The organism is Vagococcus sp. WN89Y (assembly GCF_052220145.1).
Taxonomy (GTDB): Bacteria; Pseudomonadota; Gammaproteobacteria; order Enterobacterales; family Enterobacteriaceae; genus Kosakonia.
The window spans coordinates 122,639-138,517 of sequence record NZ_JBQPOM010000030.1 but is presented as its reverse complement, the minus strand read 5'-3'; the positions used below and the strand labels follow the sequence as shown (position 1 = coordinate 138,517).

Sequence of the window (15,879 nt, the reverse complement as noted above, 5' to 3'; positions counted from 1 at the left end):
CGCCGCGGCGTTTTTCACTGCGGCGCGGGCTGCGTATATTACGCTTTCCCGCTGCGAAGTCAACTGATTAATTTCAGATTTCTTCGCCTGACAGGCCGGTGTGTTTGCCGTTGTGCCGTGTCAGTGGAGGCGCATTATAGGGAGATAATTTCCGCTGGCAACCCTTAATTTGAAAAAAGTTTTCAACCGTCTCTTTTTTATGCAACACGCGGTAAAAAGCGCCAGCAATTGCAGATTTCGCTGTTTTTGTCACCAATTAGCTATACCGAATGGCATACTAGCGAGTGAGAAAAGGAAAAAAGGAAGCGAGAAATGCCTTTAAACGCACAACAACTTGCCGCGCAGAAAAACATTTCCTGGGTGTTGGCGGAAAAGCTGGCGCAACAGATCCTGCAAGGCCAGTATGCCCCTGGCGCAATTTTGCCTGGAGAGATGGAACTTGGCGAGCAGTTTGGCGTAAGCCGCACCGCGGTGAGGGAAGCGGTAAAGACATTAACAGCTAAAGGAATGGTTCTGCCACGCCCGCGCATCGGTACACGCGTCATGCCGCGCAGTAACTGGAACTTTCTGGACAACGAATTATTGTCATGGTGGATGAACGAAGGAAACATTGACGAAGTGTTTCGATACTTTCTGGTCATGCGAAACGGTCTGGAGCCTCAGGCATGCATGCTGGCCGCGTCTCAGGGTGACGCGCAACAAAAAGCGCAGCTCAATACATTAATGGAAGAGATGGTCGCGCTGAAACATGATTTTGACCGCCTGCGCTGGATAGATGTGGATATGGCCTGGCATGAGCATATTTATGCCATGAGCAAGAATCCGTTCCTTATCTCTTTCTCGACTTTATTCCATTCTATCTACCACACTTATTTTACCTCTATCACCCAAAACGAAGTGGTCAAGCTCGACCTTCACCAGGCGATCGTTGATGCCATTCAGGAAAGTGATGTTGCAGGTGCGTTTAAGGCATGTCAGGCATTGCTGACAACGCCAAACGCCTCCGCGTCGCAATAAAGGGATATCGCATGAGAGAGAAGAAAGGCCGGAGTATGTCCGGTCTGCCGTGGATTGCGGCAATGGCTTTTTTTATGCAGGCGCTTGATGCCACCATTCTGAACACCGCGTTGCCCGCCATAGCGCAAAGCCTTAACCGCTCCCCGCTGGCGATGCAATCCACCATTATCAGTTACACCCTGACGGTCGCGATGCTGATCCCGGTTAGCGGCTGGCTGGCAGACAGATTTGGCACACGGCGCGTATTTATGCTGGCAGTCAGTCTGTTTACGCTCGGCTCGCTGGCCTGTGCGCTTTCCAACGCCTTATTAATGCTGGTCGTGTTTCGTATTATTCAGGGAATTGGCGGAGCGATGATGATGCCGGTCGCTCGCCTGGCGCTGTTGCGCGCATACCCGCGCAGCGAGCTTTTGCCGGTGCTGAATTTTGTCACCATGCCGGGTTTAGTCGGGCCGATTCTCGGGCCGGTGCTGGGCGGCGTGTTGGTGACATGGGCAAGCTGGCACTGGATTTTCCTGATCAATATTCCTGTCGGCCTTGCCGGTCTGTTTTATGCCCGCAAATATATGCCAAACTTTACAACGCCACGGCGCAAGTTCGATATGGGCGGCTTTTTCCTGTTTGGCTTGAGCCTGGTACTGTTTTCCAGCGGGATGGAGCTGTTTGGCGAAAAGCTGGTTGCCAGCTGGCTTGCGCTGACGGTTATCTTTAGCGGTATTGCCTTGCTAATGCTCTATATTCGCCACGCCCGCCGCCATCCGGCGCCGCTCATCTCGTTGAATTTATTTAAGACACGCACCTTTTCTGTTGGCATCGCCGGGAATATTGCCTCGCGTCTGGGCACAGGCTGCGTGCCCTTTTTGATGCCGCTGATGTTGCAGGTTGGTTTTGGTTATCCGGCGCTGATAGCCGGTTGTATGATGGTCCCGACCGCGCTGGGTTCGATTCTGGCGAAATCAACCGTGACGCAGATCCTGCGCTGGTTTGGTTACCGTAAAACCCTGGTTGGCGTCACACTATTCATTGGATTAATGATTGCGCAGTTTTCGTTTCAGTCGCCATCGATGAAAATATGGATGCTGATCCTGCCGTTATTCGTGCTCGGAATGGCCATGTCCACACAATTCACAGCGATGAATACTATTTCGCTGGCAGATTTAACGGATGAAAACGCCAGCAGCGGAAACAGTGTCCTGGCAGTCACTCAGCAGCTATCGATAAGCCTGGGTGTTGCAGTTAGTGCGGCAGTGCTGCGTTTTTACGAAGGGTTCGATAACGCCAACACGGTACAACAGTTCCACTATACCTTTATTACAATGGGCTTTATCACGCTGGTTTCCGCCCTGGTCTTTATGCTGCTGAAGGCGAAGGATGGCCGTAACCTGATTACGGAGCGGCACAAAAAATCAGGCTGAACCGCGCTCGATAAGAACAGGTGTTAACTGTAAACGTTGCTGTTGCAGGCCAGGTTCTGCCATACGGTGGATTAATACATCGATTGCCAGCTCACCCAGTTCATCTTTTGGCTGATGGATAGTGGTGAGCGGCGGCGTCATATAACGCGCCAGTTCGATGTCGTCGTAACCAATGATCGCCATATCCTGCGGGATAGCCAGCCCGGCCTGATACAGCGCCTGATAAGCACCCACGGCCATCGCATCATTTCCGATAAAAACCGCCTGCGGCCGTTCGCGCATCGCCAGCAACTTCTGCATTGCCGCAAACCCACCGCCAAACTCAAAGTCGCTCTCGATTTCATCACCTTCGCGGATGATTAGCCCGCTACGGGCCATCGCAGCACGGTAGCCCTCAAGACGCAGCCGGGCAGGGCTTTTGTCCAGCGGACCGGTAATACAGGCAACACGCGTATGGCCTTTATTGAGCAGATATTGCGTTGCCATATCGCCGCCCAGCAACGAGTTATCCTGGATAAGATCGCTGTCGCCATCAAACGGTTCCCAGTCCATCATGACGGTAGGAATAGAGGGATAACGCTGCATGATCTCTTTTGAAGGCGGATGCGTTTCGGTGCACAAAAGCAGCAGACCGTCGACACGCTTTTGCATCAGCGTCTCCAGATTACGGTTCATTCGCTGCTCGTCACCTTCGGTATTGCACAGCACCAGGCTGTAACCGCGCTCAAAGCAGCTGCGCTCCACACCGCGCACGATTTCCGTATAGAAAGGATTCGTACTGGCGGAGATCAGCATGCCGATAGTGCGGGTTTGCTTAATCTTCAGGCTACGCGCCAGCGCCGAGGGGGCATAATTGAGCGAGGCAATAGCCGCCTCGACTTTCTCGCGGATAGCGTCGCTGACAAAGCGATCTTTGTTAATAACGTGAGAGACGGTGGAGGTGGAAACGCCCGCCAGGCGGGCAACATCCTTCATTGTGGCCAATTATCACCCCTGTTGATGAAGGAAATCGTCAATCTCTTTGCGCCACGGCACAGAAGGCTGCGCACCTTTACGCGTGACGGCTATTGCCGCTGCGGCATGCGCAAAACGGATAGCCTCATCCAGCGGTTTCGCCTCCAGTAACGCTGTCATTAGCGCGCCGTTGAACGTATCACCTGCCGCAATGGTATCAACCGCTTTAACGTTAAACCCTGGTATACGTTTACCTTCGCCGTTTACGCTTGCCCAAACGCCACGACGGCCCAGCGTAATAATGACAGTGCCGATGCCTTTGGCGTGTAGCGCCTGCGCAGCGCGGGCAGCGTCTTCATCGCTGGAGACCTGAATACCGGTGAGCTTCTCTGCTTCTGTTTCATTCGGCGTAATGATATCCACCAGCGCCAGCAACGCATCAGAAAGCGCGCGGGCCGGTGCCGGGTTCAGTACAACAGTGGTGTTATTTTGCCGGGCGATACGGGCAGCGGCGAGCACGCTTTCTACCGGCGATTCAAGCTGCATCAACAGCGCAGAAGCCTGCGCAATCAAATCGTGCTGCGCTTCTACGCGCGCCACGGAGAGCGCCGCGTTTGCTCCTGCATGAATACCGATGACATTCTCACCTTCGCCGTTAACAAAAATCAGCGCGACGCCGGTTGCCTCGCCCGCAATTACGCTTACCGGAGCCGTGTCGATACGGTCGGTTTCCAGCTGCTTGCGCACCCGCTCCCCGGTATCGTCATCGCCCGTGCAGGCGATAAAAGCGATGTCCGCACCGCTGCGCCCGGCGGCCACTGCCTGATTAGCGCCTTTGCCACCAAAAGCGACCTGATAGTGCTGGCCCGTTACGGTTTCTCCCGGCGTCGGGAAAGCCTCAAGGTTAAGAATGTGATCGGCATTGATACTACCAAGGACGACGAGTTTGCCTGCGGTTTTCATATTGAGCTTGTCCGTAAAGTACGCCACCGTTTCCGGTGGCGCGTGCCATGCTTTTCTTTTATTTACGTTGTCCTTCAGGCCGCCGCACCAGCAACGGCCTGATTTACTTACTGCTTGATGACCAGTTTCAGATCGACCGGGTTTTTCGCGTAAACTTTTTCGCCTTTCAGCACTTTGTCTGCGGTATCAACCCCTTTCGCGCCAATCTGTTCCGGCAACTGGGCAATCGTGGCGGCCAGTTTGCCATCTTTCACTGCTTTTTCGCCGTCCGGCGTACCGTCAAAACCGACCACCATCACGTCAGTTTTACCGGCGGTTTGCAGCGCGCGCAACGCGCCCAGCGCCATTTCGTCGTTTTGTGCAAATACGGCCTGCACATCCGGATGCGCGGTCAGCAGGTTCTGCATAACGTTCAGACCTTTGGTGCGATCAAAGTCTGCTGGTTGGCTGGCGAGGACATTGAATTTATGCGCGGCAACGGCCTGCTGGAAGCCTTCGCCACGCTCACGGGCTGCGGACGTACCGGCAATGCCCTGCAACTCAATCACTTTCGCGCCTTCGCCTGCTTTTTTAGCGATATAGTCACCAGCGATTTTGCCGCCGAGCACGTTATCGGAGGCAATATGGCTCACGACTTCGCCGCTGCTTGCCACGCGGTCAAGCGTGATCACCGGGATTTTTGCCTGGTTTGCCATTTTCACGGCGTTACCCACAGCGTCAGAATCGGTCGGGTTAATCAGCAGCAGTTTGGTGCCACGAACGGTCAAATCCTGAACGTTGGCTAACTCTTTAGCCGGGTTGTTTTGCGAATCCAGCACCACCAGGTCATAACCCAGTTTGTCGGCTTCTTTCTGTGCGCCATCTTTCAATGAAACGAAAAACGGATTATTCAGCGTGGAGATAACCAGCGCAATGGAATCTTTCGCCATCGCGTTCGCACTTACGGTGGCGCTCAGTGCAACAGCAGAAACCAGAGTAGCCAGTTTTTTCATGTTCATATTCATGATGTCCTGTAGTGTAGGTAATTACTGCTTTTTGTTGTCTACCAGCACCGCGAGCAGAATCACCACTGCTTTAACGATCATCTGGTAATAAGAAGAAACGCTCAACAAGTTCAAACCATTATTGAGAAAGCCAAGGATCAGCGCGCCGATAAGCGTACCGACAATTCGCCCTTTTCCGCCTGCCAGGCTGGTTCCGCCCAGCACAACCGCCGCGATAGCATCCAGCTCGTAGCCCGTCCCCGCATTCGGTTGTGCCGAAGAGAGGCGCGCCACTTCAATAATGCCCGCCAGTGAAGCCAACAGGCCACACAGTGAGTAAACGATAATTTTGACTTTATCGACGCTAATACCAGATAAGCGTGTTGCCGCTTCGTTACCGCCTAATGCATAGATATAGCGGCCCAGACGGGTGTGATGCAACAGATACCACGCTGCGATAAACACAATCGCCATGATCCACACCGGCGTTGGGATACCGAACGGGCGGCCAATACCGAACCAGCCAAAGATATCTGCATTGTCGCTAAACCCGGTACTTATGGGACTGCCGTTGGTATACACAAGCGTAACGCCGCGCAGCAGCAGCATCATCACAAGCGTGGCAATAAACGCCTGCACGCGCCCTTTGGCAACAATCGTACCGGTTACGGCACCCACGGCGGCACCCAGCGCCAGCGCACCGGCAACAGCCACCAGCGCATTCACTTCAAGGCCTACCATTGATGCGGCAACCGCGCCCGTTAACGCCAGAAGAGAACCAACGGACAGGTCTATCCCTGCGGTCAGGATAACCAGCGTCATACCGACCGCCATGATGGCGTTCACCGAGGTTTGCTGAAGGATGTTTAGCAGGTTATTGACGGTAAAAAAGTTGGGGCTCATGGTCGACACAATAGCAATCAGCACCAGCAGGGCAATCAGCGATTTTTGCTCCATCAGCCATGCTTTAGTGAAATAACGGCGACCGGTTACAGCCTGGGTAGTCATCTTTTTTACTCCTGATTCACACGATTAAGCTTGCCCACAGCGGCAGCCATTAACACTTCCTGAGTGGCCTGCTCGCGCGTGAATTCCCCGCCGAGATGCCCTTCATGCATCACCATAATGCGATCGCTCATCCCCAGTACTTCCGGCATCTCTGAGGAGACAAGGATAATGCTCAGGCCATCAGCCTTAAATTGGTTAATTAACTGATAAATCTCTTTTTTAGCCCCGACGTCCACGCCGCGGGTTGGTTCATCAAGGATCAGGACTTTCGGGCGCGTCATCAACCCGCGAGCAATCGCCACTTTTTGCTGATTCCCCCCGGAGAGCAAGCCGATTGCCTGCTCCATAGAAGGCGTTTTGACATTGAACAGGCGAATAAAATCGCTCACCGCCTGCTGCTCATCTTTGTGCTTCAGGTTGCCACCCGCGCGGCTAAAGTAGCGCAGCGCGGTCAGCGACATGTTTTCTTTCACCGACATGCCGAGCACCAGCCCGTCACGTTTACGATCTTCAGAAATATAGACGATACCGTTCGCCAGGCCGTCCTGCGGCGAGCGCGTAATAACTTCATGGCCATCAAGCGTGACATACCCGCTGGTACGCGGCAGCGCGCCATACAGCACCTTCATCAGCTCGGTACGCCCGGCGCCCATCAACCCGGCAACACCGAGGATTTCGCCTTTACGCAGCGTGAAGCTGACATTATTAACACCCGGTCCGCACAGGTTATCCACGCGCAGACGAATGTCGCCCGGTGTGTTATCCAGCCGTGGGTACTGATCTTCAAGCTTACGGCCCACCATCATTTCGATCAGCGTATCTTCGGACAGCGAGGCGACTTCACGCTCGGCGATAAATTGCCCGTCGCGGAATACCGTCACGTCATCGCAAATCTCAAAAATCTCTTTCATGCGGTGAGAAATATAGACAATGCCGCGCCCCTGGGCTTTCAGCTCACGGATCACGCGAAACAGTGACTCGGTTTCGGTATCGGTCAGGGCATCGGTCGGCTCATCCATAATGATGACCTGCGACTCGTAACTCAGCACTTTGGCAATTTCCACCATCTGCTGATCGCCAATGGAGAGTTCCCCCACTAAACGATCGCTTTTAAAGCGCAGGTTGAGTTTTGCCAGCAACAGGTCGGCTTCGGCAAACATCTTTTTCCAGTCAATTTTGCCAAAGCGATTAACGAATTCACGACCGAGGAAGATATTTTCGGCGATGGAGAGCTGCGGGATCAGGTTCAGTTCCTGATGAATAATACCGATGCCCGCTTCCTGGGAAGACTTCGGCCCGGTAAAGGTCGTCTCCTTACCTAACCACAGCAGCGAACCGGCATCGCGCGTATAGATACCGGTCAGGACTTTCATCATGGTGGATTTGCCTGCGCCATTTTCCCCCACCAGAGCCATTACACGTCCTGGGTAAACATTCAGCGCTGCGCCTGAGAGTGCTTTTACGCCGGGGAAGGCTTTGTCGATCCCCTTGAGTTGTAGTAACGCGTCCATGAGGGCCTCAGAATGTGACGCCAGCACAGAGGATAATATTCGCAAACGGGGAGCACTCCCCGCTGCGAATAACCGCATGGCTATCTGCGGTGTGCTTTTTGAATTGCTCGTGCGTCACGTAGCGCACGGCTATTGTATTTCCCTGGTGTTGTTGCAGTTGCTCAATATGTTTGAGCAACGTTTCGTGGAGCTGCGGATTATGTTCTTTAATTTCCGACGCTAAGATAGCGGCCTCAACCTGCATTTCTGTCGTCACCACTTCCACTACTTGCATAAAGGAAGGAACGCCCTGAGTAAGCGCCATATCAATACGTTGCGTATTACGCGGTACCGGTAACCCAGCATCACCTACGACTAACGTGTCGGTATGACCTAAGCGAGAGATGACCGACGAAATGTCAGCATTAAGTACACTGCCTTTTTTCATTTTATTACTCCACTAGCGAAACGTTTCGCTGACGGCAGTGTAGTATAAAGAATGTTCAAAAAACTATGCTGATAGTACGAAAATGTGATCAAAATCGAAACGTTTCGCACTGGCATAAAGGGAAACAAAACGATTTATCGTCCTGCGTGAAATATAAAGAATTAAATAGTAAAAACCCCTCTTAGAGAGGGGCTTCATAAAAACTATATTTCAACCTGCGTACCCAGTTCAATAACCCGGTTTGGCGGGATTTCAAACTGGTCAGGCGCGCGAAGCGCATTGCGCTGCAACACCAGGTAAAGCTTGCCGCGCAGGCGCAAATACCACGGACGTTTCCCCAGAATCAGCGACTCATGCGACATAAAGAAAGAGGTTTCCATCATGCGGCAAGACAGCCCTTCCAGGCCGCAGCGATGGAACACTTCTTCTACGTTTGGCGTTTCGCGCCAGCCGTAACTTGCCACCACGCGCCAGAAGGTTGGAGAGAGCTGCTCTATCTGCACGCGACGCACATTGTGCACGTAAGGCGCGTCTTCGGTGCGTAACGTCAGCAAAATCACCCGCTCATGCAACACTTTGTTATGTTTCAGGTTATGCATCATGGCAAACGGAATAACGTTCAGCGCGCGCGACATATACACCGCTGTACCCGGAACGCGCACCGGAGGCGATTTCTCCAGCGAGGCAATCATTGCCTCCAGCGAGTTGCCGTGCTCATGCATACGCCGCAGCAGGCGAAAACGCTCGCTCTTCCAGGTGGTCATCACAAGGAACATCACCATACCAAGACTGAGCGGCAGCCAGCCGCCGGAAACAATTTTGTCGAGATTAGCGGAAAACAGCGGCAGGTCGATACACAGGAAGAAGATGAGGACAAGCCCCACCAGCAGCTTGTTCCAGTGCCAGTTTTTACGCGCCACGGTGGTCGAGAGAATCGACGTCAGTACCATCGTACCGGTCACCGCAATGCCATACGCCGCCGCGAGGTTACTGGAGTGCTCGAAACCAACGATCACCAGCACCACAGAAAAATAGAGCAGCCAGTTAATAAAAGGAATGTAGATCTGCCCGGACTCCATCTCGGAGGTATGAATAATACGCATCGGCGGAAGATACCCCAGGCGCACCGCCTGGCGGGTCAGCGAGAAAACCCCCGAAATCACCGCTTGCGAGGCAATCACCGTTGCCAGCGTTGCGATAATCAGCATCGGGATCAGCGCCCACTCTGGCGCCAGCAGAAAGAACGGGTTTTTGATGGCTTCCGGCGTTTTAAGCAGTAAAGCGCCTTGTCCAAAATAGTTCAGCACCAGCGAGGGCAGCACCACGCTGAACCACGCCAGGCGAATCGGCAACTTGCCAAAATGTCCCATATCCGCATACAGCGCTTCCACCCCGGTAATCGCCAGCACCACGGCACCCAGCGCTACAAACGAGATGGTTTTATATTCAAGAAAGAAATGAACGGCCCAAACTGGATTCAGGGCCTGCAGCACTTCCGGGTTAGCGATAATACCGCGCGCCCCCAACACCGCCAGAATAACAAACCACGCCAGCATAATTGGCGCAAATAGTTTCCCCACCAGCCCGGTGCCATGTTTTTGAATCACAAATAACAGGGTGAGTACCACGATGGAGAGAGGGACAATCCAGGTGTCGAGAGAGGGCGCGACGATCTCCAGCCCTTCGATAGCAGACATCACCGAAATCGCCGGCGTGATAACCACCTCGCCATAGAAAAAGCTGCCGCCGATAAGCCCCATTATCACCAGTATGGAGGTCATTTTAGCCGAAGTGTTACGGCCCGCGAGCGACATGAGCGTCAAAATACCGCCTTCCCCGGCGTTATCTGCGCGCATAACGAAGGTCAGATACTTAATCGAAACAACGAAAACCAGCAGCCAAAAGATCAGTGACAAAAAACCAAACACGGCATCGCGCTCGACGCCAAAACCAAACTGACCGGACAAACATTCACGCAGTGTATAGAGAGGGCTGGTGCCTATATCCCCGTAGACAACGCCTATAGCCGCGAGTGTTACCGCGGACAACGATTGCTTATTATCAGTGCTCATAGACTAATCTTTGTGTTGGAAAGACAAGTGTGTGCGTAGTCCCTTAGCCCACGAAAAGCGCACAGTATGCACGATTATTGTTGAAATCGAACCTCTATTTGCCGCCGTATTAATCTGGCTCAAAGAAAATAAACCGTTTCTTCAGTCTATTACCAGCTTTTATTGGAACGTCTATAATCGGTTTTTGAAGCTGGACAACACGGCGAAAGGACGCAAATTTATTATGGCGCATTCACATTTATTAGCCGAAAGAATTTCTCGTTTAAGCACAGCGCTGGAAAAAGGGCTCTTTGAGCGTAGCCATGCTATCCGTCTGTGCCTGCTGGCGGCACTCAGCGGCGAAAGCGTATTTTTGTTAGGCCCGCCGGGTATCGCCAAAAGCCTTATCGCCCGCCGACTTAAATTTGCCTTTAAAAACGCCCGCGCTTTTGAATACCTGATGACCCGCTTCTCGACACCGGAGGAGGTCTTTGGCCCGCTCTCCATCCAGGCGTTAAAAGATGAAGGGCGCTATGAGCGTTTAACCAGCGGATATTTACCGGAAGCAGAAATCGTCTTTCTGGATGAAATCTGGAAAGCTGGCCCGGCCATTCTGAACACCCTGCTGACGGCGATTAATGAGCGGCGCTTTCGTAACGGTGCCAGCGAAGAAAAAATCCCTATGCGCCTGCTGGTGGCGGCATCGAATGAACTCCCGGAAGAAGACAGCAGTCTCGAAGCGCTGTATGACCGGATGCTTATCCGTCTGTGGCTGGACAAGGTGCAGGAAAAAAACAATTTTCGCTCAATGTTAGTCAGTCAGCAGGATGAAAACGCCAACCCGGTGGCCAGTGAATTGCAGGTTACTGACGAAGAATACGAACGCTGGCAGCAGGAAATTAGTCAGGTCAAATTGCCGGATGAGGTGTTTGAACTTATCTATACGCTGCGCCAGCAACTGGATGCGTTGCCAAATGCGCCTTATGTTTCCGACAGACGCTGGAAAAAAGCGATTCGCCTGTTGCAGTCGAGCGCCTTTTTCAGCGGCCGTGACGAGGTGGCCCCCATTGATTTGATCCTGTTAAAAGATTGCCTCTGGCACGATGCGCAAAGCCTGCATTTATTACAGCAACAGCTGGAAATATTGATGACCGGGCACGCGTGGCAACAGCAAGCTATGCTGGCGCAACTAAGCAGTATCACCCAGCGCCATATGCAGCTTCAGCAGCAACAGAGCGATAAAACCGCGCTAAAAGTGAGTCGCCAGGGCGGGATGTTTAACCGTCGCCCGCATTATGATTTGCCCGCAGATCTTGATGAGCCGGTGCTGACATTGCTGCTACAACAACCGTTAAAGCTTCACGATATGCAGGTCATTCATATTACGCTTGAGCGCAGCGCGCTGGCACACTGGCTGGCAAAAGGCGGCGAAATCCGCGGGAAACTGAATGGAATAGGTTTTGCTCAGCCGCTGAATCTTGAGGTCGATGCCAGTCTGCATTTAGTGATCCGCGATGTTAGCCTGCAAGGATCGCGCCTTGCGCTGCCGGGTACCGCTCGCGAAAACGTACCGGACGAGATCAAACAGCAGCTTGATGCGCTGGACACGCTCTGGCACCAGCAGCACACCCGCTTTAGCGAACAGCAAAAATGCCTGTTTATCTCCCCCGACTGGTTAGGTCGCATTGAAGCCAGCCTGCAGGATGTCCGCGCGCAAATCCAACAGGCGCAGCAATGATAACGCTGGACACACTGAATGTGATGTTGACCATCAGCGAGGAGGCGCTGATAGAAGACTTAATCATCGCCCTGCTGGCCTCACCGCAGCTGGCGGTGTTCTTCGAGAAATTTCCCAAACTCAAACATGCACTCACCGAAGATATCCCCCGCTGGCGCGAGGCGCTGAAAAAACATCTGAAAGAGGCTGAAGTTCCCCCTGAACTGGCAAAAGAAGTGCTGAGTTTCCAGCAGAGCCAGTTGCTGTCCACCTCGCAATTTACGGTGCAACTCCCGCAGATCCTCACGCTACTGGACGAGCTGCGCTCGCCTTTTGCCGCACAGGCCCGGCAAATGGTGGCAGATAACAACGTATTCACCCCTGCGCTGCAGACCTTATTTTTACAACGCTGGCGGCTGAGCCTGATTGTGCAGGTAACGACCTATAATCAGCAATTACTGGAAGCCGAGCGCGAACAGTTGCTCAGCGAAGTACAGGAACGGATGACCCTCAGCGGCCAGCTTGAACCGGTGCTGATTGAAAACGAGAACGCTGCCGGGCGGCTGTGGGATATGAGTGCCGGGCAACTGAAACGTGGCGATTATCAGTTAATCGTTAAATACGGTGAATTTCTCGATAAACAACCGGAGCTTAAACAGCTGGCCGAGCAGTTAGGGCGCTCCCGCGAAGCCAAAGCGGTGCCGCGCAAGGATTCGCCGATGGAGACCTTTCGCACGCTGGTACGTGAACCGTCTACCGTTCCGGAGCAGGTTGACGGTTTGCACCAGAGCGACGATATCCTGCGCCTGTTGCCGCCTGAGCTGGCAACGCTTGGCATCACCGAGCTGGAGTATGAGTTCTACCGGCGGCTGGTGGAAAAACAGCTGCTGACCTACCGGTTACATGGCGATGCGTGGCGCGAAAAGGTGACCGAGCGCCCGGTAATCCATCAGCAATTCGATGAACAACCGCGCGGGCCATTTATTGTCTGCGTTGATACGTCCGGTTCAATGGGCGGTTTCAATGAACAGTGTGCGAAAGCATTCTGCGTGGCGCTGATGCGCGTGGCGCTGGCGGACAATCGACGCTGCTTTATTATGCTGTTTTCCAGCGAAGTGGTGAGCTATGAACTGACCAGTGAACAAGGTCTGGAGCAGGCGATCCGTTTTCTCAGCCAGCGCTTTCGCGGCGGTACCGATCTGGCAAGCTGCTTTCGCGCAATTGCCGAACGTATGCGCGGCGGAGAGTGGTACGACGCGGATGCGGTGGTGATTTCAGACTTTATCGCCCAGCGGCTGCCGGATGATGTGGTTAATAAAGTGCGCGAACTTCAGGTCATTCACCAGCACCGTTTTCATGCTGTTGCCATGTCGGTGCATGGTAAACCCGGTATCATGCGCATCTTTGATCATATCTGGCGCTTTGATACCGGGATGCGCAGCCGCCTGCTGCGCCGCTGGCGGCGTTAAAGTAAGCCGGAAACTGCGCCGCGCACCTGAGCAGGCCACACGCCGCACTGCACCTGACCAATGTGCGGCAGTTGCAACAGCAGCATCGTCAGGCGAGACTGACCAATTCCCCCGCCGATGGTCTGCGGCATTTCACCGCGCAGCAGCGCCTGGTGCCACTCCAGTTGCAGGCGATCTTCGTCGCCGGTGAGTTGCAGCTGGCGCTTCAGGGTTGGCGCATCAACACGAATCCCCATCGACGAGAGTTCCAGCGCGTCTGCCAGTACCGGGTTCCACACCAGGATGTCACCGTTCAGCCCGTGGAAGCCGCCCTCTACCGGCGTGCTCCAGTCATCATAATCCGGCGCGCGCACGTCATGGCGTTTGCCGTCGCTGAGCTTGCCGCCAATCCCCATCAGGAAAACCGCACCAAGTTCTTTGGCAATCGCCCGCTCACGCCCTTTGGCATCCAGATCGGGAAAACGGCTGAGCAAGGTTTCACTGTGCACGAAATGGATCTGCTCTGGCAGGAACGGTGTCAGAGCAAATTTTTCGCAGGCCGCGATTTCCGTGGCCTTGATCCCTTGCCAGATGGCTTCAACGGTGGATTTTAGGGTCGCGGAATGACGCTCGCCATCGCCCAGCACACGTTCCCAGTCCCATTGATCTACATAAACAGAATGAATGGGAGAAAGACGATCTTCATCCGGACGCAGGGCTTTCATATGCGTGTACAGCCCTTCTCCGGCGCTGAAATCATACTGACCCAGCGTTTGACGCTTCCATTTTGCAAGTGAATGTACCACCTCGAAACGGGCTTCCGGCAACGTTTTCACTTTAACCTGCACCGCCTGCTCACACCCCGACAAGTTATCCTGCGTGCCATCCCCGACGCGGCTGAGGATAGGAGCCTGGACTTCAATCAGGCCCAGTTTCTCTTCCAGCTGGCGCGAAAAAAAGGATTTCACAAAGGTAATTTGACGTTGTTTAGCGATGTAGGCGGCTTTCATTTTTATTACTCCTGTCTTCTGTTGCTTTCAATTAAGCAACAAAAAGCGCAGGCAATACAATATTCATCTAATAAAAAGGCTTAATGACTTTTGATTCGATAAAAATAAAAGCTAAAATAGAAAGAATCATTAATATACATAAGAAAAACCTATGGAAAATTATCAGATCGATAATCTGGACCGCGGCATCCTTGAGGCATTGATGGCGAATGCGCGCACGGCCTATGCCGAGCTGGCCAAACAATTTGCCGTCAGCCCAGGCACCATTCATGTGCGGGTAGAAAAAATGAAGCAGGCCGGGATCATCACCGGCGCGCGTATTGATGTCAGCCCGAAACAACTCGGTTACGACGTCTGCTGTTTTATCGGCATCATCCTGAAAAGCGCGAAAGATTACCCCTCGGCGCTGGCAAAGCTGGAGAGCCTGGAAGAGGTGACGGAAGCCTATTACACCACCGGCCATTACAGCATCTTTATTAAGGTCATGTGCCGATCTATCGACGCGTTGCAACAGGTACTTATCAACAAGATCCAAACAATTGATGAAATTCAGTCCACTGAGACGTTGATCTCTTTGCAAAACCCGATCATGCGTACCATTCGCCCTTAACCGGGCGTTTTCATCCCACATTAATACCCGTATTATCCACAGGTAGATCCCAGCCCGCGCACAGCGTACAATACGCAGCAATTTATCGCTGAACAGCGAGGACAACGGAGCGGGGCATCATGGCAGACATCACTCTTATTAGCGGCAGCACCCTCGGCGGTGCGGAGTATGTAGCAGAACATCTGGCGGAAAAGCTGGAAGATGCCGGTTTCAGTACCGAGACGTTGCACGGCCCGTTGCTGGAGGATTTGCCCACGCAGGGCATCTGGCTGGTGGTGAGTTCTACCCACGGGGCGGGCGATCTGCCGGAGAACCTGCAACCGTTGCTGGATGATTTGCAGGAACAAAAGCCGGATCTCTCGCAGGTTCGCTTTGGCGCGATTGGTATCGGCAGCCGTGAATATGACACTTTTTGCCAGGCCATCGAAAAGCTTCAGGCTGCGTTAAGTGCAAACGGCGCGAAACAGATAGGCGAAACGCTGAAGATAAACATCCTTGAGCATGACATTCCGGAAGATCCCGCAGAAGAATGGGTGGGATCATGGAAAAATTTACTCAAAAACGATTAAAGATCGTGCGATCAACTGTGGATAACTATGCTTAAAACGGCTTATTAACCGGTAGTTATCCAAAGTATAACCCTTGTTCACTTTTTGAGTTGTGTATAACCTCGCGTTTTGATCCCAGCTTATACGGTCCTGGATCACCGATCATTCACAGTAAATGATCCAGTCTAATAACTTGATCTTTAAGTGATGATCCGGG

General features: G+C 53.1%; 14 protein-coding genes. 6 read left to right on the top strand and 8 right to left on the bottom strand.

All coding sequences use genetic code 11. The features are described 5' to 3' along the window. Nucleotides 1–312 precede the first annotated feature (312 nt). Complete coding sequence (locus tag ACTU3N_RS12870) at nt 313–1,017, top strand: FadR/GntR family transcriptional regulator (RefSeq protein ID WP_443086523.1); 705 nt, start codon at nt 313–315, stop codon at nt 1,015–1,017. A gap of 11 nt (nt 1,018–1,028) precedes the next feature. After that, nucleotides 1,029–2,432: a multidrug transporter subunit MdtD gene (mdtD, locus tag ACTU3N_RS12865; RefSeq protein ID WP_443086522.1), complete on the top strand. Its 1,404-nt coding sequence runs from the start codon at nt 1,029–1,031 to the stop codon at nt 2,430–2,432. Here mdtD and rbsR read toward each other — a convergent pair. The 7 genes from rbsR to kup all read right to left on the bottom strand — a co-directional run bounded on the left by rbsR (nt 2,424) and on the right by kup (nt 10,350). Next, entirely contained in the window at nt 2,424–3,407 is a 984-nt protein-coding gene (gene rbsR, locus ACTU3N_RS12860; RefSeq protein WP_443086529.1) for a ribose operon transcriptional repressor RbsR, read from the bottom strand. The genes mdtD and rbsR overlap by 9 nt on opposite strands. Before the next feature lie 12 nt (nt 3,408–3,419). Beyond that, the gene (rbsK, locus tag ACTU3N_RS12855; protein ID WP_443086521.1) at nt 3,420–4,376 is read right to left on the bottom strand and encodes a ribokinase; all 957 of its coding nucleotides are present in this window, start codon (nt 4,374–4,376) and stop codon (nt 3,420–3,422) included. An 80-nt stretch (nt 4,377–4,456) separates the two neighbouring features. Next, nucleotides 4,457–5,347: a ribose ABC transporter substrate-binding protein RbsB gene (gene rbsB, locus ACTU3N_RS12850; RefSeq protein WP_443086520.1), complete on the bottom strand. Its 891-nt coding sequence runs from the start codon at nt 5,345–5,347 to the stop codon at nt 4,457–4,459. Between the two features lie 27 nt (nt 5,348–5,374). Continuing rightward, nucleotides 5,375–6,340: a ribose ABC transporter permease gene (gene rbsC / locus ACTU3N_RS12845; protein ID WP_443086519.1), complete on the bottom strand. Its 966-nt coding sequence runs from the start codon at nt 6,338–6,340 to the stop codon at nt 5,375–5,377. Between the two features lie 5 nt (nt 6,341–6,345). Beyond that, a complete protein-coding gene (gene rbsA, locus ACTU3N_RS12840) occupies nt 6,346–7,851 on the bottom strand; it encodes a ribose ABC transporter ATP-binding protein RbsA (protein ID WP_443086518.1) in 1,506 nt (501 codons plus the stop codon). A gap of 7 nt (nt 7,852–7,858) precedes the next feature. Then, nucleotides 7,859–8,278 (bottom strand): D-ribose pyranase, encoded by a 420-nt coding sequence (rbsD, locus tag ACTU3N_RS12835; RefSeq protein WP_443086517.1) that lies wholly within the window; start codon nt 8,276–8,278, stop codon nt 7,859–7,861. A gap of 203 nt (nt 8,279–8,481) precedes the next feature. Further along, a complete protein-coding gene (gene kup, locus ACTU3N_RS12830; protein ID WP_443086516.1) occupies nt 8,482–10,350 on the bottom strand; it encodes a low affinity potassium transporter Kup in 1,869 nt (622 codons plus the stop codon). A gap of 223 nt (nt 10,351–10,573) precedes the next feature. Between kup and ravA the strand changes: the two genes are divergently transcribed. Both ravA and viaA read left to right on the top strand, forming a co-directional pair. Then, nucleotides 10,574–12,067, top strand: coding sequence for an ATPase RavA (gene ravA, locus ACTU3N_RS12825; RefSeq protein ID WP_443086515.1), 1,494 nt, complete (start codon nt 10,574–10,576; stop codon nt 12,065–12,067). Beyond that, entirely contained in the window at nt 12,064–13,515 is a 1,452-nt protein-coding gene (viaA, locus tag ACTU3N_RS12820) for an ATPase RavA stimulator ViaA (protein WP_443086514.1), read from the top strand. The genes ravA and viaA overlap by 4 nt, the downstream gene beginning before the upstream one ends. Here viaA and asnA read toward each other — a convergent pair. Beyond that, a complete protein-coding gene (gene asnA / locus ACTU3N_RS12815) occupies nt 13,512–14,504 on the bottom strand; it encodes an aspartate--ammonia ligase (RefSeq protein WP_443086513.1) in 993 nt (330 codons plus the stop codon). The two genes, viaA and asnA, sit on opposite strands and share 4 nt — an antisense overlap. A 151-nt stretch (nt 14,505–14,655) precedes the next feature. On the opposite strand from asnA, the gene asnC reads away from it, so the two are divergent. Together asnC and mioC are read left to right on the top strand one after the other, a co-directional pair. Further along, on the top strand, nt 14,656–15,114 hold the full coding sequence (gene asnC / locus ACTU3N_RS12810) for a transcriptional regulator AsnC (protein WP_443086512.1): 459 nt from the start codon (nt 14,656–14,658) through the stop codon (nt 15,112–15,114). Nucleotides 15,115–15,233: 119 nt separating this feature from the next. After that, nucleotides 15,234–15,683: an FMN-binding protein MioC gene (gene mioC / locus ACTU3N_RS12805; protein ID WP_443086511.1), complete on the top strand. Its 450-nt coding sequence runs from the start codon at nt 15,234–15,236 to the stop codon at nt 15,681–15,683. The last annotated feature ends 196 nt before the right edge of the window (nt 15,684–15,879 follow it).

Coding starts and splice junctions, on each gene's coding strand:
- ACTU3N_RS12870 (WP_443086523.1), top strand. CDS start 313: ATGCCTTTAAACGCACAACAACTTGCCGCGCAGAAAAACATTTCCTGG.
- mdtD (WP_443086522.1), top strand. CDS start 1,029: ATGAGAGAGAAGAAAGGCCGGAGTATGTCCGGTCTGCCGTGGATTGCG.
- rbsR (WP_443086529.1), bottom strand. CDS start 3,407: ATGAAGGATGTTGCCCGCCTGGCGGGCGTTTCCACCTCCACCGTCTCT.
- rbsB (WP_443086520.1), bottom strand. CDS start 5,347: ATGAACATGAAAAAACTGGCTACTCTGGTTTCTGCTGTTGCACTGAGC.
- rbsC (WP_443086519.1), bottom strand. CDS start 6,340: ATGACTACCCAGGCTGTAACCGGTCGCCGTTATTTCACTAAAGCATGG.
- rbsA (WP_443086518.1), bottom strand. CDS start 7,851: ATGGACGCGTTACTACAACTCAAGGGGATCGACAAAGCCTTCCCCGGC.
- rbsD (WP_443086517.1), bottom strand. CDS start 8,278: ATGAAAAAAGGCAGTGTACTTAATGCTGACATTTCGTCGGTCATCTCT.
- kup (WP_443086516.1), bottom strand. CDS start 10,350: ATGAGCACTGATAATAAGCAATCGTTGTCCGCGGTAACACTCGCGGCT.
- ravA (WP_443086515.1), top strand. CDS start 10,574: ATGGCGCATTCACATTTATTAGCCGAAAGAATTTCTCGTTTAAGCACA.
- viaA (WP_443086514.1), top strand. CDS start 12,064: ATGATAACGCTGGACACACTGAATGTGATGTTGACCATCAGCGAGGAG.
- asnA (WP_443086513.1), bottom strand. CDS start 14,504: ATGAAAGCCGCCTACATCGCTAAACAACGTCAAATTACCTTTGTGAAA.
- asnC (WP_443086512.1), top strand. CDS start 14,656: ATGGAAAATTATCAGATCGATAATCTGGACCGCGGCATCCTTGAGGCA.
- mioC (WP_443086511.1), top strand. CDS start 15,234: ATGGCAGACATCACTCTTATTAGCGGCAGCACCCTCGGCGGTGCGGAG.